At 73.4% G+C, this 19,882-nt stretch carries 19 protein-coding genes; 8 read left to right on the top strand and 11 right to left on the bottom strand.

The annotated features are described in order from the left end of the window. Positions 1–91 precede the first annotated feature (91 nt). Together AC067A_RS37085 and AC067A_RS37080 are read right to left on the bottom strand one after the other, a co-directional pair. Positions 92–571: a ribonuclease FAU-1 family protein gene (locus AC067A_RS37085; protein WP_479248004.1), complete on the bottom strand. Its 480-nt coding sequence runs from the start codon at positions 569–571 to the stop codon at positions 92–94. Beyond that, positions 552–1,475, bottom strand: coding sequence for an N-acetyltransferase family protein (locus AC067A_RS37080; protein ID WP_479248002.1), 924 nt, complete (start codon positions 1,473–1,475; stop codon positions 552–554). The genes AC067A_RS37085 and AC067A_RS37080 overlap by 20 nt, the downstream gene beginning before the upstream one ends. A 74-nt stretch (positions 1,476–1,549) precedes the next feature. On the opposite strand from AC067A_RS37080, the gene AC067A_RS37075 reads away from it, so the two are divergent. Continuing rightward, entirely contained in the window at positions 1,550–1,924 is a 375-nt protein-coding gene (locus tag AC067A_RS37075) for a GntR family transcriptional regulator (RefSeq protein ID WP_041128467.1), read from the top strand. Positions 1,925–2,049: 125 nt separating this feature from the next. Here AC067A_RS37075 and AC067A_RS37070 read toward each other — a convergent pair whose 3' ends face one another. The 4 genes from AC067A_RS37070 to AC067A_RS37055 form a co-directional block, all read right to left on the bottom strand. Then, positions 2,050–3,168 (bottom strand): DUF5925 domain-containing protein, encoded by a 1,119-nt coding sequence (locus AC067A_RS37070; protein ID WP_479248000.1) that lies wholly within the window; start codon positions 3,166–3,168, stop codon positions 2,050–2,052. A 280-nt stretch (positions 3,169–3,448) separates the two neighbouring features. Then, complete coding sequence (locus tag AC067A_RS37065; RefSeq protein ID WP_479248006.1) at positions 3,449–4,213, bottom strand: polysaccharide deacetylase family protein; 765 nt, start codon at positions 4,211–4,213, stop codon at positions 3,449–3,451. Positions 4,214–4,257: 44 nt separating this feature from the next. Continuing rightward, positions 4,258–5,391 carry a glycosyltransferase family 2 protein gene (locus tag AC067A_RS37060; protein ID WP_479247998.1) on the bottom strand — a complete coding sequence of 378 codons (1,134 nt, stop codon included), beginning with the start codon at positions 5,389–5,391 and terminating at the stop codon, positions 4,258–4,260. Continuing rightward, complete coding sequence (locus AC067A_RS37055; RefSeq protein WP_479247996.1) at positions 5,388–5,699, bottom strand: glycosyltransferase; 312 nt, start codon at positions 5,697–5,699, stop codon at positions 5,388–5,390. Before AC067A_RS37055 ends, AC067A_RS37060 begins: the two co-directional genes overlap by 4 nt. Before the next feature lie 785 nt (positions 5,700–6,484). On the opposite strand from AC067A_RS37055, the gene AC067A_RS37050 reads away from it, so the two are divergent. Then, positions 6,485–7,291 (top strand): SGNH/GDSL hydrolase family protein, encoded by an 807-nt coding sequence (locus AC067A_RS37050; RefSeq protein ID WP_479247995.1) that lies wholly within the window; start codon positions 6,485–6,487, stop codon positions 7,289–7,291. Here the strand turns inward: AC067A_RS37050 and AC067A_RS37045 are convergent. Further along, on the bottom strand, positions 7,275–8,531 hold the full coding sequence (locus AC067A_RS37045) for a protein kinase domain-containing protein (protein WP_479247993.1): 1,257 nt from the start codon (positions 8,529–8,531) through the stop codon (positions 7,275–7,277). The two genes, AC067A_RS37050 and AC067A_RS37045, sit on opposite strands and share 17 nt — an antisense overlap. A 312-nt stretch (positions 8,532–8,843) precedes the next feature. Between AC067A_RS37045 and AC067A_RS37040 the strand changes: the two genes are divergently transcribed. Continuing rightward, positions 8,844–9,116 carry a hypothetical protein gene (locus AC067A_RS37040; RefSeq protein ID WP_026058652.1) on the top strand — a complete coding sequence of 91 codons (273 nt, stop codon included), beginning with the start codon at positions 8,844–8,846 and terminating at the stop codon, positions 9,114–9,116. A 167-nt stretch (positions 9,117–9,283) separates the two neighbouring features. Here AC067A_RS37040 and AC067A_RS37035 read toward each other — a convergent pair whose 3' ends face one another. Beyond that, a complete protein-coding gene (locus AC067A_RS37035) occupies positions 9,284–10,480 on the bottom strand; it encodes a CaiB/BaiF CoA transferase family protein (protein WP_479247991.1) in 1,197 nt (398 codons plus the stop codon). Positions 10,481–10,542: 62 nt separating this feature from the next. Here AC067A_RS37035 and AC067A_RS37030 point away from each other — a divergent pair, with 62 nt between their 5' ends. Continuing rightward, entirely contained in the window at positions 10,543–10,704 is a 162-nt protein-coding gene (locus tag AC067A_RS37030; protein WP_479247990.1) for a hypothetical protein, read from the top strand. Here AC067A_RS37030 and AC067A_RS37025 read toward each other — a convergent pair. From AC067A_RS37025 to hmgA, 3 genes are all read right to left on the bottom strand, one after another. After that, the gene (locus AC067A_RS37025) at positions 10,691–11,923 is read right to left on the bottom strand and encodes a type ISP restriction/modification enzyme (RefSeq protein ID WP_479247989.1); all 1,233 of its coding nucleotides are present in this window, start codon (positions 11,921–11,923) and stop codon (positions 10,691–10,693) included. The genes AC067A_RS37030 and AC067A_RS37025 overlap by 14 nt on opposite strands. Before the next feature lie 204 nt (positions 11,924–12,127). Then, positions 12,128–12,877: a GntR family transcriptional regulator gene (locus tag AC067A_RS37020; protein ID WP_479247988.1), complete on the bottom strand. Its 750-nt coding sequence runs from the start codon at positions 12,875–12,877 to the stop codon at positions 12,128–12,130. Between the two features lie 40 nt (positions 12,878–12,917). Continuing rightward, entirely contained in the window at positions 12,918–14,231 is a 1,314-nt protein-coding gene (hmgA, locus tag AC067A_RS37015; protein WP_479247986.1) for a homogentisate 1,2-dioxygenase, read from the bottom strand. Between the two features lie 294 nt (positions 14,232–14,525). On the opposite strand from hmgA, the gene AC067A_RS37010 reads away from it, so the two are divergent. From AC067A_RS37010 to AC067A_RS36995, 4 genes are read left to right on the top strand one after another with little or no spacing between them, the layout of a single operon-like run. After that, the gene (locus AC067A_RS37010) at positions 14,526–16,766 is read left to right on the top strand and encodes a right-handed parallel beta-helix repeat-containing protein (RefSeq protein WP_479247985.1); all 2,241 of its coding nucleotides are present in this window, start codon (positions 14,526–14,528) and stop codon (positions 16,764–16,766) included. Then, complete coding sequence (locus tag AC067A_RS37005) at positions 16,763–17,650, top strand: cupredoxin domain-containing protein (RefSeq protein ID WP_479247984.1); 888 nt, start codon at positions 16,763–16,765, stop codon at positions 17,648–17,650. Before AC067A_RS37010 ends, AC067A_RS37005 begins: the two co-directional genes overlap by 4 nt. After that, the gene (locus AC067A_RS37000) at positions 17,647–18,963 is read left to right on the top strand and encodes a hypothetical protein (RefSeq protein ID WP_479247982.1); all 1,317 of its coding nucleotides are present in this window, start codon (positions 17,647–17,649) and stop codon (positions 18,961–18,963) included. The genes AC067A_RS37005 and AC067A_RS37000 overlap by 4 nt, the downstream gene beginning before the upstream one ends. Before the next feature lie 37 nt (positions 18,964–19,000). Next, positions 19,001–19,729 (top strand): TetR/AcrR family transcriptional regulator, encoded by a 729-nt coding sequence (locus tag AC067A_RS36995; RefSeq protein WP_479247981.1) that lies wholly within the window; start codon positions 19,001–19,003, stop codon positions 19,727–19,729. The last annotated feature ends 153 nt before the right edge of the window (positions 19,730–19,882 follow it).

The raw sequence follows: 19,882 nt of genomic DNA, 5'->3' as shown, positions 1-19,882 counted from the left end.
GAGTTGCCTACGCGTCACGACCACAGTCCTACCGGGTTCCACCCCACGAAGAGCACAGAACCCGGCAACTGATCACGACATCACACAGGCCCTAGTGCAGCAGGTCGATCAGGCCCTGGCGGCCGAGCAGTTCGAGCTCGTCGAGGGCCACGACCGCGCGGGCCGCCGCCTCCGGGTCGGAGGCGGCGAGACCGCTCGCCGCGAACTCGTCCTCGTCGAGCCGCAGGACCTCGCTGCCGTCCGCCGACACCCACAGGTCCAGGTCCAGGTCCTCGACCACCACGCCCGAGCCGTCGATCACGGCCGGACGGGTGATGTCGCAGTACCAGCCCTTGAGCGCGCCCTCGGCCGACCAGACCTCCTTGACCGTGAACCAGCGGTCGCGCCAGTAGTGCTCCACGAACACGTCACCCGGCTCGAACCGTACGAAGCCGAAGTCCCGCACGCCCTCGGCCGCCCACGGGGCACGCACCGAGAGCCGGGCGCCGTCCTCGGTGAGCACCTCGGCCGGGTAGCGGATCTTCGTCCGGCCCGCCTTCGTCAGGGTGACCTCAACCGATCGTCCGGACATGCCGTACCTCCCGTACCGCGATCTCGTAGCCGAACCACTTGTTGACTGCCAGCATCGGCTCGTTGCCGGTGTCGTTCCCGGTGAACGCCTCCGTACAGCCGGCCGCGCGGGCCCGGTGCAGCGACGCGTTCTTGACGAGCTTGGCGAGCCCGCGGCCCCGGAACGCGGGCGAGGTGCCCGTCATCCCCGAGCAGTACCGGCCGAGGCCGTCCGTCTGCGCCGCGCTGAACGCGGCCGGCACGCCGTCCACCACCGCGACCGTCGTCAGCGCCCGGTCGAACAGCGGATGCTCCCAGGTGGTCGCCCGCCAGTGCGCGTAGTCGTCCAGCTCCATGCCCACGTCGCCCGGCTCGTCGGCCGTCGTCAGCGCGTCCAGCTCGAACAGCGGCCGCGGGTCGGCCGCGAAGTCCTCCGCCGTGAGCAGCTCGACACCGGCCGGCGGCGCCTGGAGCGGCGGCAGGGACGCGGTGGCGAGGTCGAGCCGGAGGAAGTACGCGGAGCGGCTGGGGGTGTACCCCCGGCGGCCGGCCCAGGCGAGGTCCTGCGGCGTGTCCAGGACCCAGCTGTACAGGGTCCGCGCGCCCCGCTCGGCCAGGTGCTCCTCGGCGGCGCGCAGCAGCAGCCCCCCGGCGCCGCGCCCCAGGTGCGCGGGGTCCACGTACACGTTGACGGAGCCGATGCCGGGCTCCGGGGCGTCATGGGCGATCCGCACCTGCGCGGTACCGATGATGCCGCCGTCCTCGGTCACCGCGACGAGCGGACGCTCGTGGCCGGCGGGGTGGGCGTGCGCCCAGTCGAACGCGAACTGCTCGGCGGTCGCGAGCATGAACGGGAGCGCGGCACGGCGGACCCGGGCGAAGCCCTCGGCGTCCCCGGCCGTCACCTCACGGACGATCACAGTCATGTGGCCGCACGCTACGGGCCGGGGGTGCGCCGCCGCCTCCCATTTTCCGGTGGGGTGGGGGCAGAATCGGCGGGGTGACACTCACCATCGCCGTGGACCACGGATCCACCACCGCTCCGTACGAACAGCTGCGCGCCCAGATCTCGGAGCGGGCCCGCTCGGGCAGACTGCCGGTCGGATACAAGCTGCCGACGGTACGAGGGCTCGCGGAACAGCTGGGCCTCGCAGCGAACACGGTCGCCAAGGCCTACAAGGCGCTGGAGGCGGACGGGGTCATCGAGACGCGCGGGCGGCACGGGACCTTCGTCGCGGCCGCCGGCGACGCCGCCACCCGCCGGGCCGCCACCGCCGCCGCCCAGTTCGCAGAAGAGGCCCGCCGCCTCGGCCTCAGCCGCGAGGCGGCGGAAGCGGCACTGAACGAGGCACTCCGCGCCGCCTACGACAGCTGAGACGCCCAGGGGCCTGTGTGCGCACAAGGCCCCTCGGGTCAGGCCCCTGCGGGCCCGGAGGGACGGACCCCTGCGGGCCCGACGGGGCCCGCCCCTCCGAACCCGGCCCCTTCGGGCACAGGGCCCTACAGGTACAGTCCCGCGCTCGCCGTGCGGGGCTCCGGAAGTTCCGCGGGGGACGTGCCGCGGCGGAGCGCGAACAGCTCCGCCAGCGTCGCGCCCTCGCGCGGCACGTCCTCCTCGCGTCCGAGCCACGCCACCGACTCCGTCCGGGTCAACGGACCGACCTCGATGCGGGCCAGGCAGCGGCCCGGGCGGACGACGGCCGGGTGGAGCCGCTCCAGGTCCTCGTTGGTGGTGACGCCGACCAGGACGTTGCGCCCCTGCCCGAGCAGACCGTCCGTCAGGTTGAGCAGCCGTGACAGGGCCTGCCCCGCCGTGTGCTTCGCCTCGCCCCGGATCAGTTCGTCGCAGTCCTCCAGGAGCAGCAGCCGCCAGCGGCCCTTCGCCGTGCCCTCGTCCTCGCCGATGGCGATGTCCATCAGATACCCGACGTCGTTGAAGAGCCGCTCGGGGTCGAGCACGCAGTCCACCTGGCACCAGTCGCGCCAGGACCTGGCCAGGGTCCGCAGCGCGGACGTCTTGCCCGTCCCCGGCGGGCCGTGCAGCAGCAGGAGCCGGCCGGCGATGGAGTCCGGGGTGACCTTCATCAGCCGGTCCATGGACTCGGCCACCGGCGCCGAGTAGTTGGGCCGCACCTCGTCCCAGGTGCCGGCGCTGATCTGCCGGGTGGTCCGGTGCGGGCCGCGCCGGGGGGACACGTACCAGAACCCCATCGTCACGTTCTCGGGCTGCGGCTCCGGCTCGTCCTTCGCGCCGTCGGTGGCCTCCTTGAGGATCCGCTCCGCCAGCTCCGCGTCGGCGGCCGTCACCGTGACGTCCGCACCCCGGTTCCAGCGCGAGATCAGCAGCGTCCATCCGTCGCCCTCGGCGAGCACGGCACTGCGGTCGTCGTCCTTCGCGGCCCGCAGCACCCGCGCGCCCGCCGGGAGCAACGTCGCCTCGGGCTTCACCCGGTCCACGGTGGTGCTGTGCGAGTGGGGCTGCTCGCCGGTCGCGAAGCGGCCGAGGAACAGCGCGTCGACGACGTCCGACGGCGAGTCGCTGTCGTCGAGGTTGAGCCGGATCGGCAGCGACCGCTGCGGCTCTGACGGTTCCGGTGGGGTGTCAGCCATGGCGCCCATGATCCGGCAACCGGGCATTCCGTGCACCGTGTTTTGAAGGGGGTCTTCTCCCCGGTCGCCGGCATGGCCGTACGCCGTGACGGCGGTCGGACGGCCCGCCGCCGCGCCCGTCCGGGCAGTCCGCCCCATGCGGCCGGTCCGGACGTCACGCCCTGGCGGTCGGCCCTGGCGTCACGTCCCGGGGGCCCGTCCTGGCGGTCGGTCCGGACGTCACGCCCCGGCGGTCGGCCCTGGCGTCACGTCCCGGCGGCCCGTCCTGGGAGCCCGTCCTGGCGTCACGTCAGATCCAGTGGCCTCGCACCGCGCCCCGGGCGCGTCGCGCCAGCGCGAACCCCTTCGTCATGGCCCGGTCCGCCGCGAAGTTCCGTGCGACGGCCCGGCCCTCCACGAGCCGGGTGAACTCCTGGAGGCCGGTGGACCGGCGCACGGTCACCCGCTCCAGCGCGTACGGCCCCTGGCGGCGGCGGGCCAGCGCGTTGCCGACGGCGAGCGCCTGCGCGAACCCGGCCTCCCGGACCGCGTGGCGGACCCGGCGGCTGGAGTACCCGTACGGATAGGCGAAGGAGACGGGGGCGGTCCCGAGCTCCTCGCCGACGATCTCGTGGCAGCGCAGCGCCTCGAAGCGCAGCCGCCGCGCGTCGAGCTGGTCGAGCTGCGGATGGGTGTGGCTGTGCCCGCCGATCTCCGTCCCGGCGTCGGCCAGTTCGCGCACCTGGGCCCAGTCGAGCATCGTGTCGAGCGCGCCGCCCCCGTCGTGCTTCCCCCGGAGCCAGCCCGTGGAGACGAAGACGGTGCTCGCGAAGGAGTGCTTGGCGAGCACCGGCAGCGCGTGCCGGTGCATGCCCTCGTACCCGTCGTCGAAGGTGACGAGGAGCGGCCGGGCGGGCAGCGGTCCGCCGGAGCGCCAGGCCGCGGCGAGTCCCGCGGTCGTCAGCGGTGTGAACCCGCGCTCGGCGACCACCTCCATCTGCGCCGCGAAGGCCTCCGGGGTGACCGAGAGGCCCCGGGTGGCGGGTGCCGGGTCCCGGTCGACGGCGTGGTACATCAGGATGGGCACGGCGGCCCGCGCCCCTTCCGCCCCGGCCCCGGTCACGCGACGGCTCCTTCCGCACCCCGCGCGGCTTCGCGTACGGCCCCGGTGCCGCCCGTCTCGGGCGCCGGTTCGATGGGACCCCAGGAGAACGTGGTCCCGCCCCGCCGGGCCCGCAGCTGCCCGAGCGCGTATCCGCCGGCCGCGAGGGTCACGCCGGTCAGGATGGCCCCGGCGCGGCCCGCGCCGCCGAAGCGGCCGCGCAGCGCGTCGGCCGCGCCGCGGAGCACCCCGGCGGGCAGCACCCGGGTCGTGTAGCGCCGCTCGGACTCCAGGCCCTTCTGCGTGCCGACGCTCCGGGCGACCAGTGCCTTGGAGAGCCCTTCGGCGTACACCCGGGTGCGGAAGTAGCGGAAGCGCTCGCGGGCGGCGGGCACCTTGTGGTGGATGACCGCCCGGTCGTCGATGAGCAGGACTGCCCCGGGCAGCGCCTTGGCGAGCCGGATGCACAGCTCGGTCTCCTCGCAGCCGAGGGGACGCCGGTCGCCGTCCCGGCCGATGCCGGTGGCGAAGCCGCCCGCCGCGTCGAAGGCCGTACGGCGGAAGGAGGCGTTGCCGCCGAGCACGTTGCGCACCGGGACCCGGCCCGGGGGCAGGCCCCGGTACGTACAGCCGACCACCCAGTCGAACTCCTCCGGGAACCAGGCCGGGCGGTGTCCCGAGGCCCAGGCGGGCAGGGTGCGTCCGCCGACGGCCATCACACGGGGGTCGTCGTAGGCGGCGGCGAAGTGGTGCAGCCAGTCCGGCTCGGCGACGGCGTCGTCGTCGAGGAAGGCCACGAAGTCGCCGCGGGAGGCGGCGATTCCGGTGTTGCGGCCGGCGGAGAGGCCGCGGGGGCCCGCGTTGGCGAGCACCCGCACCTCCCCGCGGAGCCGCTCGTCCGCGTACTCCTCGGTGAGCCGGGAGAGCAGCCGCTCGTCGTGGTCGACCTCCTGCACCTTGAGACCGGCCTTGACGACCCGGATGTTGATGAGGGTCTCGATCTCGAATCCGGTGCAGTCGAGGGTGATCTTGTCGAGGCAATGGCGCCAGAAGGCGTTGTATCCGTAGCAGAGGTCGGTGTAACGGGCGCCGAACTTGCGGTTGACGAGCGTGCAGAGCGCCCAGTTGCCGAGTCGGCGAACGGTCGTCATGTCGTCGGTGCCGCCGCCGTTGGCGAAGCGGGAGCCCTTGGCGAAGTCGGCACCCCGACGAGGGCGGCGACGTAGGAGACGATCTCCTGGCCGTCGGCGGAGCCGTCCGCGTCGACCATGACGATGATGTCGCCCGTGCAGGCGGCGAAGCCGCTGATCAGCGCGTCGCCCTTGCCCTTGCCGACCTGCTTCACGACCTTGACGTCCGGCCGGAGTTCTCGCGCGACGTCCACGGTGTCGTCCGTGGAGTTTCCGTCGACGAGGACGACTTCGTGAATCCATTCCGGCAGCGTCTTGAAGACGTACAAAAGATTTCCGCCTCGTTCATTGCGGGAATGACGACGCTCACCGGCGGCGTGATCGCCAAATGCGAGGTGATGGCCCGGTACTGGGCGGCTATTCGAATCGGGTCGGTCATTTCTTGGCCCGTGACGGCCGGGCGCAGGAACGAGCTCATGGGTCCGGTTTCCCTCTCGTCCGGTGGGCGGCCCACCCCTTGGGCCGCCCGGTGGTCTGTCCGGTTCGAAAGGGGGGTTCCCGCCCGCCCGCACGGAAGCGATCTCCTTGCAGGATCGGCGAGTTGGCATGACTGGCCGCGCGGTACCCGCGACTCGGCGCACGTTCGAACACCGAGCACGGCACCCCCCTACCGCGCCCCACGACCGGTCCATCGCGACGCCAGGCCCTCCCCAGAGCTGCTTTGCGTGATGGATCGGTGTGAGTGAGATGTACGACGGTATTGATGAATGAGACTGTGGGGCAAGTCCCGGATCTGTGGCCCCATTTTCCGCGCTTTGGCGAAGCTGCGCCGATCAGATACACGGGCTCCCTGATCGGATTCGATCAATCCGTTTACCCGGGGCGAACGATGGGGGCGGAGCCGCACTCCTGTGCATTGTCGTGTGAATGTGTCGCGATTCCGTTCGACCAAAAAGCGGGAGCGGAGGGTCCGGTTCCTGGAGTGGCCGAATCTCGACGGTCACTGACGGAGGATCGGCCGTCGTTCGCCCCCACTTTTGACATGAACACTTCCGGTGAGGGCGATCCGATGCTACTACCTGGTAACGCAGAGATCCTGCTACAGGGAGGTTCCATGAGACTGTCCCGATTCACCGCGCTCTCGTCCTCGCTCCTGCTCGGCGCCGTCCTCGCCCTCACCGGGGCGAGCGCCGCGCAGGCCGCCGAGACCGCCGCACTCGACTATGTGGCGCTGGGCGACTCGTACTCCTCCGGCGTCGGTGCCGGCAGTTACGACAGTGCCAGCGGCGACTGCAAGCGCTCCACGAAGGCGTACCCGGTGCTGTGGAAGAACGCGAACGCCCCCTCGTCGTTCGCCTTCACCGCCTGCTCGGGCGCCCGAACGGGTGATGTGACCGCCAATCAGCTCGGACCCCTCTCGGCCGCCACGGACCTGGTGTCCCTCACGATCGGGGGAAATGACGCCGGTTTCGCCGACGTCATGACGACCTGTGTGCTCCAGTCCGAGTCCACCTGCATCAACCGTGTGAATCAGGCCAAGAGCTACGTGGACACCACGCTTCCCGGCAAGCTCGACTCCGTCTACAACGCCATCAGGAACAAGGCTCCCGCCGCGCGCGTGGTCGTCCTCGGCTACCCGCGCTTCTACCAGCTGAGCGGCAGCTGCATCGCCGGCCTCAGTGAGGGCGAGCGCAGCGCCATCAACGGCGCCTCCGACTACCTCAACGCCGCCGTCGCCAAGCGCGCCGCCGACCACGGCTTCGCCTTCGCCAGCGTCGTCCCGGCCTTCACCGGACACGAGATCTGTTCGGGCTCCGCCTGGCTCCACAGCGTCAACTGGCTCAACATCGGGGAGTCCTACCACCCGACCGCCTCCGGCCAGTCCGGCGGCTACCTGCCCAGCTTCAGGGGCGCGGTGTAACCGGCCCCTCGCCCGCACCCGAGGCGCCGGATCCGGCCGGAGCGGTGCTCGTCGCCCCGCCCCCACCCGGACCGGCGCCCGAACCGTCGTCCCGTACCGCCTGATACGTCAGCGCACCCGCGATCAGCAACACCCCGGCGACCCCGGCCACCAGGACGTGCCCCCGCCGGGGCGCGCCGGTCCGGGGGCCCCGGGCCCGGGACGGAGACCGGCCCTCGGCGGGAACGGAGACGCCCGCGCCTCCCGGCCCGTTCGCCCCTTCGCCTCCGGGGCCGCTCCCCGGCCCGTTCGCCCCTTCGCCTCCGGGGCCGCTCCCCGGTCCGCTCGCCCCTTCGCCTCCGGGGCCGCTCCCCGGTCCGCTCGCCGCGGAACCGCCGTGAACCGTGCGGTCGTTGTCCGCGCCTGCGCCCCCCGGACGGGACGGCTGCGCGGGTCGCGGAGACCGCCCGGCCAGTCGCTCCAGTTCCCGTTCGATCCGGTCCGCGGCGCCCGGTGGGGCCACGGCCTCCCCGCCCGGCGGCGTATCGCCCAGCAGCTCCTCGACCAAGGCGCCCAGAGGGCCGGGCCGGTGGCCGGCCGTGGCGTCGAGCAGCGCGCCGAGCGACCGCAGGTCGGCCGCGGCACCCGCAGCACCCGCACCTGGCTTACCCGCCGTACCCGCCGTGCCGGTCGCCCCTGGCGTACCCGTCGTACCCGCCGTACCCGCCGTGCCGGTCGCGCCGTCGGCTCCGGTGACCGGACCGGCGCCCGGACCCGCGCCGGCGCTCGGGTCGGTGCCGAAGCCCGTGACGACCACCCGGCCGTCGTTGCCGAGCAGGACGTGCTCCGGCGTCACGCCCCGGTGCGGGACGCCCGCCTCCCGGGCGGCGCGCAGGGCGCCGAGGACCTGGAGGCCGACGCGCGCGGCCTCGCGCGGGGGCAGCGGGCCGCTCGCTTCGAGGGTCTCGGCGAGCGTGAGGCCGCGGACCAGTTCCATCACCACCCAGGGCCGGCCGTCCTCGGTGGCGACGCCGTGGACGGCCACCACGGAGGGATGGGAGAGCCGTGCCGCCGCGCGCGCCTCGCGCTCGCGGCGCGCGTAAAGGAGGGGAACGTCGTCGGCGGGGACGCCGTCCGGGACCCGCAGCTCCTTGAGGGCGACCTCGTGCCCGCGTGTCTCGTCCAGGGCGCGCCAGACGGTGCCCGTCGCCCCCTCGGCGAGGACGTCCAGAAGCCGGTAACGACCCGCGATCACCGTCATGGGACCACGGTAGCCCGAGGGGTGCCCTCCTGCCCCCGGTCCGTCGCCGGGAGCGCTGCGACGATCTTGGTGTCGGAGATCACACCGGCCTTCGTGGCCGCGGCGGCGGGTCGGGAGTGCAGGATGGTTCGTGACGGTTCGGCAGGTGTTCGAGTGCTGTCCAACTCGCCCTGGAATCAGATGGATTCGGACAGTGACCGTCAACCCCCGTACGGGTGCGGTGAATCCCGTCGGCGGGATACACGCGTGTGACGGTGGGGCGATAGGGTTAACCTGCCCGGGCCGGGTGCCCTTGTACGGGTGGGGAGTGACATGGAACAGATAGCAATGCGCAGCAGGCCGCGAGTGCCTGCCATCACCTGCGGGAGCAGCGCGACCAGTTCGCGACTGGACCGCCATCTCGCGGTGCTCGGCGGCCCCGCCGTGCCCCAGCGCGAGGTGGCCGAGGCGACGCTGCTGATGCGGGAACTCACGGCGCGTACACACGAGCCGGCGGTGCACGGTCACCGCAGCCGCAGTGCGCGGGTCTCCCTCTTCGCCCCGCTCCGCCGACTCCGCCGCTCGCTCTTCGGCGCGCGCCGCTAGGGGGCGTCTTGCCGATCATGCCAGGCTGATCGACAAGACACCCCTGGCGACACCCCGGGCCGCCCGACCGGCCCCGACTGCGACTACGCCGGACGTGTCCCCGCCCGTCCGGCGTTCAGTCGTGTCCGGAGCGCCGTGGCGCCCGGCGGCCCGTGCCCGGTTCCCCGTCAGGCGATCACGCCGGTGCTCCGCAGCTCCTTCAGCTCCGCCTCCGTCACGCCGAGTTCGGCGAGCACGGTGTCGGTGTCCTGTCCGAGGGCCGGGATCCGGTCCATGCGCGGCTCCGGCGCGTCCGGGAAGACGATCGGCGGCAGCAGCGAGCGCAGCGGTCCGACCGGCGATTCCACTTCCCGCCAGCGGTCCCGGGCCGTCAGCTGGGGATGGTCCGCGAGCTCGGCCACCGAGTTGAGGCGGGCGCAGGCGATGCCCGCCGCGTCGAGCCCGGCGAGCGCCTCGGCGGCCGTCAGCGGGGCCAGCGCCTCCGCCACGACCGCGTCCGTCGCCGCGCGCCCCGCCACTCGCGCGGTGTTGGTCGCGAACGCCGGATCGTCGGCGAGACCGGGCCGGCCGAGGACCTGCTCGGCGAGCCGCCGCCACTCCCGGTCGTTCTGCACCGAGAGCAGCACCAGGCCGCCGTCGGCCGTCGGATAGGCGTCGTACGGGGCGATGACCGCGTGGGCGAGTCCCGTACGCGCCGGGGCGGCGCCGCCGTGGGCCCCGTGGTGCAGCGGATGGCCCATCCACTCGGCCAGCGAGTCGAGCAGGGAGACCTCCACCGGACCGCCCCGGCCGGTGGTGCCGCGCCGGACGAGGGCGGCGAGGACGCCCGAGAAGGCGTACATCCCGGCCGCGATGTCGGCGGCCGGGATCCCGGACTTGACCGGCTGTTCCGGGGTGCCGGTCACCGACACCAGACCCGCCTCGCACTGGACGAGCATGTCGTACGCCCGCCTGTGCGCGTACGGTCCCGCCGCGCCGTATCCCGAGACGTCCACGGCGATCAGCCACGGGTGCGCGGCGCAGAGCGTGGCGGCGTCGAGGCCGAGGCGGGCGGCGGCCCCCTGCGCGAGGTTCTGCACGAAGACGTCGGCACCGGCCACCATCCGCCGGACGAGGGCGAGGCCCCGGGGGTCCTTGAGGTCGACGGCCACGGACTCCTTGCCGCGGTTGCACCACACGAAGTGGGAGGCGAGGCCGCGCGCCGCCGTGTCGTAGCCGCGGGCGAAGTCCCCGCCGTCCGGACGCTCGATCTTGACGACACGGGCGCCGAGGTCGGCGAGCTGCCGGGTGGCGAAGGGGGCGGCCACGGCCTGTTCGACGGCGACGACCGTGACCCCTTCGAGGGGAAGTGGCTGGGTGCTCATGACAGCCCTGCCTACCCTGCCGGTCCGGCTCCTGTCATCAGGAGGTATGTCACGCGAGCCTCATGGGGCAGACGGCGACCGGGTGCTGCCCGCACCTCGCCGGACTGCTCGCCGAGGCCCCCGCCGCCCCCGTCGACGCGGACGAGGTCTTCGCGATGACCCTCGGCCGTCTCCTGGAGTCCTTCGCGCCGCCCGCCGGGGGAGGCCGCGTCACAGGAGCATGAACTGCCCCTCCGGGCCCTCCTCCTGGTGGTCGAGCACGGACGCCGGGCGGCGGGCGCGATCCGGCGGCGGCAGGATTCCGGCTTCGCGGAGGGCGGCGGCGCCGAAGCGCCCGTCGGCGGGCGGTGTCGTGCGCTCGGCCAGCGCCGACCGTTCCGGCTCGCGGGTCCCGAGCAGCGCCAGGACGGTGATCAGGTCGAGGAGTTCCGAGGTCCACTCCTGAGGCCACTCGCCAGGCCCGATCGCCTCCAGCGATCCGGGCTCCGCACGGGCGGTCCGGTGCGCGAACCACTGCTCGAGGACCCGGACCCCGCCGACCCGGTAGTCCCAGGCCTCGGCCGGTACGGGGGAGACGCGGCCGCCGTCGAGGCCGAGGACCTCGTCCTGGGGGTCGTACGTCATGGCCGCCGGCCGGGCCGGAACCGCCGCCCGCACATAGGGCCGTCGGCCGCCCGGGAGCCGCGGCTTCGTCCCGCTGAGGGCGCCGCGCGTCTGCACGTCGACGAGCTCCCGCCCGAGGGCCACCCCCGCCGCCCACACCGCCGGGTCCTCCGGCAGCGGCACCCGGCACCCGGCGGGGGAGGGGAGGGCCGCCGCCACCGTCCACGCCAGCCACTCCCGCGCGTCGACCTCGTGCCCGTACCGCTCCCCGAGGAGGGCGAGGAGACCAGGAGCGAGATTGGGCTCGCGGCCGCCGGGGCGCCGGAACAGCGGCCGGATGCGGCCCGGGCGGCCCGCCGGGGAACGGCCCTCGGGCAGGGCGGCGGTCACCAGGAGCGCGGGACCGGCGGCCCCGGGCACGTACCCCTGCTCGACGGCGAAGAGCTGCGGCTCGCCGGCCACCCGCCACAGTTCCGGGCGGGCGGCGTCGATCAGGCGGTGGTCGGGCAGCAGCCACTGCTCGTCGAACGGCCCGTGCGCGACCCGCACCGGCGCCGGGCACGGGCCGGACTCGCGGGCGAAGCGCACCGTGCCCGTCCGCTGCCCGGGCAGCGCCGCCACCGCGCTCACCGGCGTACGCGCCCGGCTCGGCCGGAACAGCGCCTCCCGCTCGGCTCCCTCGGCCGCCGTCAGCCGGTCCCAGCGGGCCCGCAGGGTGCGGACGTCCGGGGCCACGATCCACGGCCGCCCGAACCGCAGCGGGGCCACGGACCACGGCATCAGCTCGTCGAGGAGGGGCGGCTCGTCATCGGCGCGGGGGGCTTCCGTCACGCCCCGCATGCTAACGACGGCTGTCCGTGGGCTTCCACCCTCACGGCTGCCCCCCGTGGTCTTGCCGCCGCCGTCACTGCGCGGCCGTCGTCGGTGAGGGGGCGGCGCCACTGTGCGGGCGCGCGGCCACCGTGCGGCCGTCGTCGGTGAGGGCGGGGCGCCACCGTGCAGGCGCGTGGCCACCGTGCGGCCGTCGTCAGCGAAGGTGTGGCCTCACTGCGCTCCCACGGTGACCGTGAAGGAGAAGCGATCACCGCGGTAGCGGATGCGGGCCACGTCGACGACCCTGCCGTCCTCGTCGTAGGTCACGCCGGTGTAGTGCAGGATCGGGGAGAGCAGCGGGACCTGGAGGAGGGCCGCCGTCTCCGGGTCGGCGAGGCGCGCCTCGACCGTGTCGGTGATGCGGCTGATCCGCACCCCGACGACGTCGCGCAGCACCTTCGTCATCGGCCAGCGCACCAGATCGGCCGGATCGATCGCGGCGGCGAGTTCGGGGAGCACCGCGTTCTCCGCCCAGTTGGTGGGCTCGTCGCTCTCCCCGTCGCGGCGCAGCCGCCGGTACGCCACGACCTCCGGAACGTCCGGGAAGTACTCCGCGAGCTCCCCGGGCACCGGTTCGGGGCCGTGCCCGAGGACCGTCGTCCGCTCGCCCGACTGCTGGGCCACGATCGTGTCGATCGAGCCCAGCAGCCGGCGCGGGGTGGACCGCCGGGCGCCCGGCTCGATGAACGTGCCGCGCCGCCGGTGCCGGCTGATCAGCCCCTCCTCCTCCAGCTCCTTGAGGGCCTGGCGCATGGTCAGCACGCTCACGCCGTAGTGGGCGGCGAGCTGCTCCTCGGTGGGCAGTCGCAGCGAGGCATCGGGCGTGCGGCCCAGTATCGAGGCGCGCAGCGACTGCGAGACCTGATACCAGAGCGGCAGCTTGCGGTTCAGGACCAGCGAGTCGGGTGCGAAGGCGGTCACGGGTTCTCCGTACGAAGGCTACGGGCTTACGGCCGAGACATTACGGCCGGAAGTGGCGCTCCAGACCCTGCCATACGTCGTCGTATCCCTTCTGCAGGTGGTCGGCGTCCGCGGCCTGCGAGGTCGCGGTCATCGGCCAGCGGGTCTCGAACATGAAGGCAAGGCCGTCGTCGATCTTCTGCGGCTTCAGTTCGGCGGCGCTGGCCTTGTCGAAGGTCTCCCGGTCGGGGCCGTGCGCGGACATCATGTTGTGCAGCGAGCCGCCGCCCGGCACGAAGCCCTCCGCCTTGGCGTCGTAGGCGCCCTCGATCAGGCCCATGTACTCGCTCATCACGTTGCGGTGGAAGTACGGCGGGCGGAACGTGTCCTCGCCGACCAGCCAGCGCGGGGCGAAGACCACGAAGTCCACGCCCGCGAGCCCCGGGGTGTCGGAGGGCGAGGTGAGGACCGTGAAGATCGACGGGTCGGGGTGGTCGTACGAGATCGTCCCGATGACGTTGAACCGGCGCAGGTCGTAGACGTACGGGGTGTGGTTGCCGTGCCAGGCGACGACGTCCAGTGGGGAGTGGCCGTACGTCGCCGACCAGAGGTTGCCGCAGTACTTGTTGACCACCTCGACCGGGCCCTCGACGTCCTCGTACGCGGCGACGGGGGCCCGGAAGTCGCGGGCGTTGGCCAGGCCGTTGGCGCCGATCGGGCCGAGGTCGGGGAGCTGGAAGGGGGCGCCGTAGTTCTCGCACACGTAGCCGCGGGCGGTCTCGTCGAGCAGCTCGACGCGGAACCGGACCCCGCGGGGGATCAGCGCGACCTCGCCCGGGTACGCGGCGAGCAGGCCCAGCTCGGTGCGGAGCAGCAGACCGCCGCGCTCCGGGACGATCAGCAGCTCGCCGTCCGCGTCGCCGAAGACCCGCTCCATGGACGCGTTGGCGTGGTAGAGGTGCACCGCCATGCCGGTCCGCTGGGCCGCGTCGCCGTTCCCGCCGAGGGTCCACAGGCCGGCCAGCCAGTCGGTGCCGGGTGCCGGGTCCGGCAGCGGGTTCCAGCGCAGCCGGTTGGGGTCGGGCACGGTCTCGGTGAAGGGGGCGCCGCGCAGCGCGCCGTTGTCGGTCCGGGTGAACGGCGGGTGGGCCGCCGACGGGCGGATCCGGTAGAGCCAGGAGCGGCGGTTGTGGGACCGCGGCTCGGTGAAGGCGCTGCCGCTGAGCTGCTCGGCGTAGAGGCCGAGGGGCGCGCGCTGCGGCGAGTTGCGGCCGTCCGGCAGAGCACCCGGGACCGCCTCCGAGCTGTGCTCGTTGCCGAAACCGGTGCTGTAGGTGAGCGCCTCGGCCGTCTTCCTGGCCTGCTCCGTGGTCATCGCCCGCTCCTGTCCTGAGCCCCTGTTCCGAGGCCGCAAGGGAATCCTATGGATGACCGTAGGATTCCGCGCGGCTCCCGTCAACGGGGCACGTGCCTCCATGTGATCTCTCCCCGGTTTCGCGGACCTCGGCACGAGTCCGTACAGGTGTCCGCGCCCGTACATGTGCGCTCCTGCGCGGTCCCCGCGTGAGGCCCCGCGTGAGGCCCCGCGTGAGTCCGTGCATCGAGCCCGTGCATCGAGTCCGTGCACGAGGGGGTCAGAAAAGATGAACAATGCTCTACTCTCACGCGCATGTCCTGGACCCGAAGACTCGTTCTCGCGCTCACGGTCGTGCTCGCGGCGCTCGCCGCGGCCCTGCTCACCGCACCCGGGGCCCAGGCCCACGAGGAGCGGCCCGTCACCCTGCCCGACGGCACCGGCAGCGTGCCGAAGCTCCGCACGGGCGAACCCGACCTCCTCGTCTGCAAGACCGACCGCGCCGACTTCGAACGCCGCGTCGCCGGCTTCCCGGCCGCCCTCAAGACCCGCAACCTCGCCCTCTACGAACGCTGCGCGCGCGCCGGGTACCGCCACCTCCAGCAGGCCGTCGACGCCGTCGACCGGCCGGGGATGACGATCGCGATCCTCCCCGGCCTGTACGAGGAGGAGCCCTCCCTGCCGCAGCCCACCGGCGAGTGCGCCGGGCTCAAGGCCCCCAGGTCCTCGCTCGGCTACCAGATCCTCAGCTACGAGCAGCAGCTGAGCTGCCCCCACAACCAGAACCTCGTCGCCATCCTCGGCAAGAAGAACCTCCAGATCGAGGGCACCGGCGCCTCCCGCCTCGACGTCGTCATCGACGCCAAGTACCAGAAGCTCAACGCCCTCAGGGCGGACGGCTCCGACGGCGTCTACTTCCGCAACTTCACCGCCCAGCGCACCACCTTCAACTCGCTGTACGTCCTCGCCGCCGACGGCTTCGTCATCGACGACGTCCTCACCCGCTGGAACGACGAGTACGGCTTCCTCACCTTCGCCTCCGACCACGGCCTCTACAAGAACTGCGAGTCCTACGGGAACGGCGACTCCGGCATCTACCCCGGCTCGGCCTCGAACATCAACGACGGCTACGGCTTCGACGTCCCCCGCTACTCCATCGAGATCACCGGCTGCCGCAGCCACCACAACATGGTCGGCTACTCCGGCACCGCAGGGGACTCCGTCTGGGTCCACGACAACGAGCTCGACCACAACATGGGCGGCGCCTCCATGGACTCCGCCTTCCCCGGCCACCCCGGACTGCCCCAGAACCACGCCCGCTTCGAACGCAACCTGATCCACGACAACAACCAGAACTACTACCCGTACGTCGCCGACGGCACCTGCGCCAAGCCGCCCGTCGAACGCGGCTACGAACAGGGCGTCGTCTGCCCCCAGATCTCGATGCCTCCCGGCACCGGCATCATCACCGCCGGCGGCAACTGGAACCTCTACGAGGACAACTGGATCTACGGCCACCAGCGCGCCGCGTTCTTCCTCAGCGCCGTCCCCGCCTTCATCCGCGGCGAGTCCGCCTGGGGCAAGCAGACCGACACCTCGCACCACAACCGCTACGCCGGCAACCACCTCGGCGTCGACAAGGCCGGCAACGCCCGCCCCAACCGCACCGAGGTCTGGTGGGACGGCCAGGGCAGCGGCAACTGCTGGCAGTCCGGCGCCGGCGCCACCACCCCCGGCGCCCTCCCCGGCTGCGGAGCCCGCCGCGGCGACGTCTCCGGCAACACCGACCGTCTCTTCGGCGAACCCGTCAAACTCGCCCAGCTCCTCGTCTGCGCCGACTACAACGTCCAGGCACGCCGTCTCCCGGCCGGCTGCGACTGGTACGGCGCCCGTGGGCTCCAGCGCGTCGAGACCCAGCTCGCCCTCGGCAGCGCCCTCCTCCTCGCCCTCGCCGGCTGCGCCCTGTGGTGGCGCCGGCTCCGCGCCGACCGGCTCGCCGGCGTGGCCACCCTCATCGGTCTCACGGGCCTGACCCTCGACGTGGTGGGTTCGACCCTCGCCCTCACCCCGACCTTCGTCCCCGCCCTCGCACTGCTCCTCACCGGGATCTGGTGGACCCTCATCGGCCTCGCCCTGCGGCCCACCCGCCCCGCCCTCGCCTGGACCACCCTGGTCCTCGGTGCCGCCACCCTCCTCGACGCCTTCGACAAGGCCGTCCTCATGGTGCCCGGCATCCCCCTCAGTCCCGCCTGGCTCCGCCTCCTCCTCGGCATCGTCTGGGTCCTCTGGGCCGTCATCGCCGCCGGCACCCGCCCGTCCGAACCGGCCGCCGCCCCCACGGACGCCTCCACGACCGAGCCCTCCGCCACCCTCCCCGCGGCTCCCTCCGCCACGGACCACCCCACGGACGCGTCCACCCCCGACCGCCCCAGGAACGTGTCCGCCACCGACCGCCCCGCGGACACGTCCGCCACCGACCGCCCCGCGGACACGTCCGCCACCGACCGCCCCGCGGACACGTCCGCCACCGACCGACCCGCGGGCGGTACGGCGTGACGCGGGCGCGCGGGGTGACGCCCCTCCTCTCACTCACGGTCGTCCTGGCCGCCGCGCTGGCCCTCACGGGCTGCGGCGGCCGGGCCACCACCCACCACAAGCCGGGCACCACCCATCAGGAGGCCACCGGCGGCAGCGGCACCCTCCTCCCTGCCAAGGACGAGCGCGGCCACCGGCTCAGGGAGCTCCCGGCGGCGGACGCGCCCACCGTCAGGGCCGAGGCCCGCCCCGACCCCGAGGGCGGCTGGAACGTCCACCTCACCGTGGAGAGGTTCCGGTTCACCCCCGACAGCACCGGCGGCGCGGCCCTCCCGGGCCGAGGGCACGCCCGCCTCCTGGTGGACGGCCGGGAGACCGCCCGCATGTACGGCCCCTGGGGGTACGTGCCACCCGGCGCACACACCCTGACCGTCCGGCTCCACGCGGACGACCACACGGTCTGGGCCGTCGCCGGAACCCCCGTCCAGGTCACCGTGCGCCTGGACGGCGGCCCCGACACCTCTGCCGCTCCCGAGACCTCCGCCGCCCCCGGCACCTCCACATCCCCCGGCACCTCCGCCGCCCCATCAGCCCCCGGCACCCCCGCATCCCCGGCGCCGACGAGCCCCCCGCCGGCCGACGCCGGACGGACGGTCACCCTCACCATCACCGGGAAGACCGTCGAACCACCCCCCTCCCGCATCGAGTTGAAGAAGGGCGAACGGCTCACCCTCCGTGTCACCGGGGACCGCGCCGACACCGTCCACGTGCACGGCTACGACCGCGAAGTGCGCCTCTCGCCGGGCATCCCCGCCACGCTCACCCTCCTCGCCGACCGCACCGGTCTCTTCGAGGTCGAGACGCACGAGTCCGGACTCGTGCTGACCCAACTCGTCGTCCGATGACCGCCGTCCCCCTTCCCGTAACCGCCGCCCACGCCCACGCCGAGTCGCTCGGACTCCCGCTCGCCCACGGCGTGGGCTCCCGGCACGACCTCCCCCTCTCACCCTTCTACGCCTACGCCGGCGCCTTCACCGCACTCCTCGTCTCCTTCCTCGCCCTCGGGCTCCTCTGGTCGTCCTCCCGCTTTCGCGGAGACCTGGCCGGGTGCCCGCTCCCCGCCCCTCTCCAACGGGTGGCCGACGCGCCGGCCACCCGCACGGCCCTCCGTCTCCTCGGCGCCGCGGCCGCCCTGCTGTTCGTCCTCCACCTCCTCCTCGGCCCCGACGACCCGGACCGCAACCCCGCGCCCGGCGCGCTCTACGTGTTGCTCTGGGTCGGTCTCGTCCCCGCCTCCCTTCTCCTCGGTCCCGTCTGGCGCCTCCTCAACCCCCTGCGCGCCGTCCACGGCCTCCGCCCGCCGCGACACCCCCGTCCACTGCCCGCCGCGCTCGGCATCCGCCCCGCCGCCGTCGGGCTTCTCCTCTTCACCTGGCTCGAACTGGTCGCGCCCGACAACGCCTCCACCACCACCCTCCTGATCGCCCTCGCCGTCCACACCGCCGTCCAGCTCGTCGGCGCCGCCCGCCACGGCGACCGGTGGTTCGCCCATGCCGACCCCTTCGAGGTCTACTCCTCCCTCCTCGCCCGGCTCTCCCCGCTCGGCCGCCGCGCCGACGGCCGGCTCGTCCTGCGCTCCCCCTTCCACAGCCTCGACTCCACGCCCCAGACCCCCGGTCTCGTCGCCACCGTCTGCGTCCTCCTCGGCTCCACCGCCTACGACGGCCTCTCCGACAACCCCCGCTGGATCACCACCCTCCAGACCTCGCCCCTCGGCCCCACCGCCACCGCCACGCTCGGCCTCCTCGCCGCCGTCGCCCTCGCCGCCACCTGTTACGGCCTCTGCGCGGGAGCCCTGCGCCTGACGAACCGCGACCTCACCACCCCGCTCACCTCCTTCGCCCACTCGCTCCTGCCCATCGCCCTCGGCTACCTCGTCGCCCACTACTTCTCGCTCTTCGTCACCGAAGGGCCACGCACAGTCATCATGGCAGCGGGCACTGACAACGCCCTCGCCCCCGCCCCGCTGCTGGGTCCCGGAGGCCTCGCGACCCTCCAGGTCGCCGCGATCGTCACCGGGCACGTCCTCGGCGTCGTCGCCGCCCACGACCGGTCGGTGCGGCTCTTCCCGCCCGACCGGGCGGTCGCCGGCCAACTCCCGCTGTTCGTGCTGATGATCGCGTACACCCTCGGCGGCATCGGGCTGCTCATCGCCTGAGGCCCGGCTTCGCCCGACCCCCGACCGGAGCGGCATCATGGTCCCCGTGCCCCAGACCAGCCCCCAGACACCCCCGGTGCTCCGTCGCACCCCCGTGCAGCAGCGCAGCGCCGAGCGGCTCGCCCGGATCCTCGACGCCTGCGCCGTACTCCTCGACGAGACCGGGTACGAGCAGCTGAGCACCCGCGCCGTCGCCGTCCGCGCCGGGGTCCCCATCGGCTCCGTCTACCGCTTCTTCGGCAACAAGCGGGCGATGGTCGCCGCCCTGGCCCACCGGAACCTCGACCAGTACGCCGAGCGGATCTCCACCCGCTTCGCGGCGACGCCCCTGCTGGACGCCCACAGCGCGATCGACGGCGTCCTCGACGAGTTCATCGCCATGAAGCGGACCGTCCCCGGGTTCGCGCTCGTCGATTTCGGCGTGCCCGCCGCCGCGCCCGACGAGGGCCCCGGTGGCGGCCCAGGGGGCGGCCCGGAGAGCTCCGAAGGCTCCGGCGAGACAGCCGGCGGCGCGGACGAGGACGGCGGCGACGGGTTCGCCGAGGACCCCAACCGCCTGGTCGCCGAACGGATCTGCGCGCTCCTCGCCGCCCACCTCGGCCGCACGGCCGACGACGACCTGCGTCGGAAGGTCCTCGTCGGCGTCGAGACCGCCGACGCCCTCGTCCGGCTCGCCTTCCGCGCCGATCCCTCGGGCGATCCGGCGCTCGTGGACGAGACGCGCCTCCTGCTCCACGCCTACCTGGCACCTTCGCTGTCGTCGTAGGACCTGTAGGACCTGTAGATCCCGTAAGGACCCGTAGGGCTCGTGGATAGTGGGCCCCCTAGGGTCTGTTGCGAAAGTGGATCTTGTTCGTCGATGATCACCTGTCGTGGGACGTGGTGATCTGACGAACGGCCAGTGGGCCCGGCTTGAGCC

This window comes from Streptomyces sp. NPDC043176 (assembly GCF_056436715.1).
This window is presented reverse-complemented; position numbering and strand designations above follow the sequence as displayed.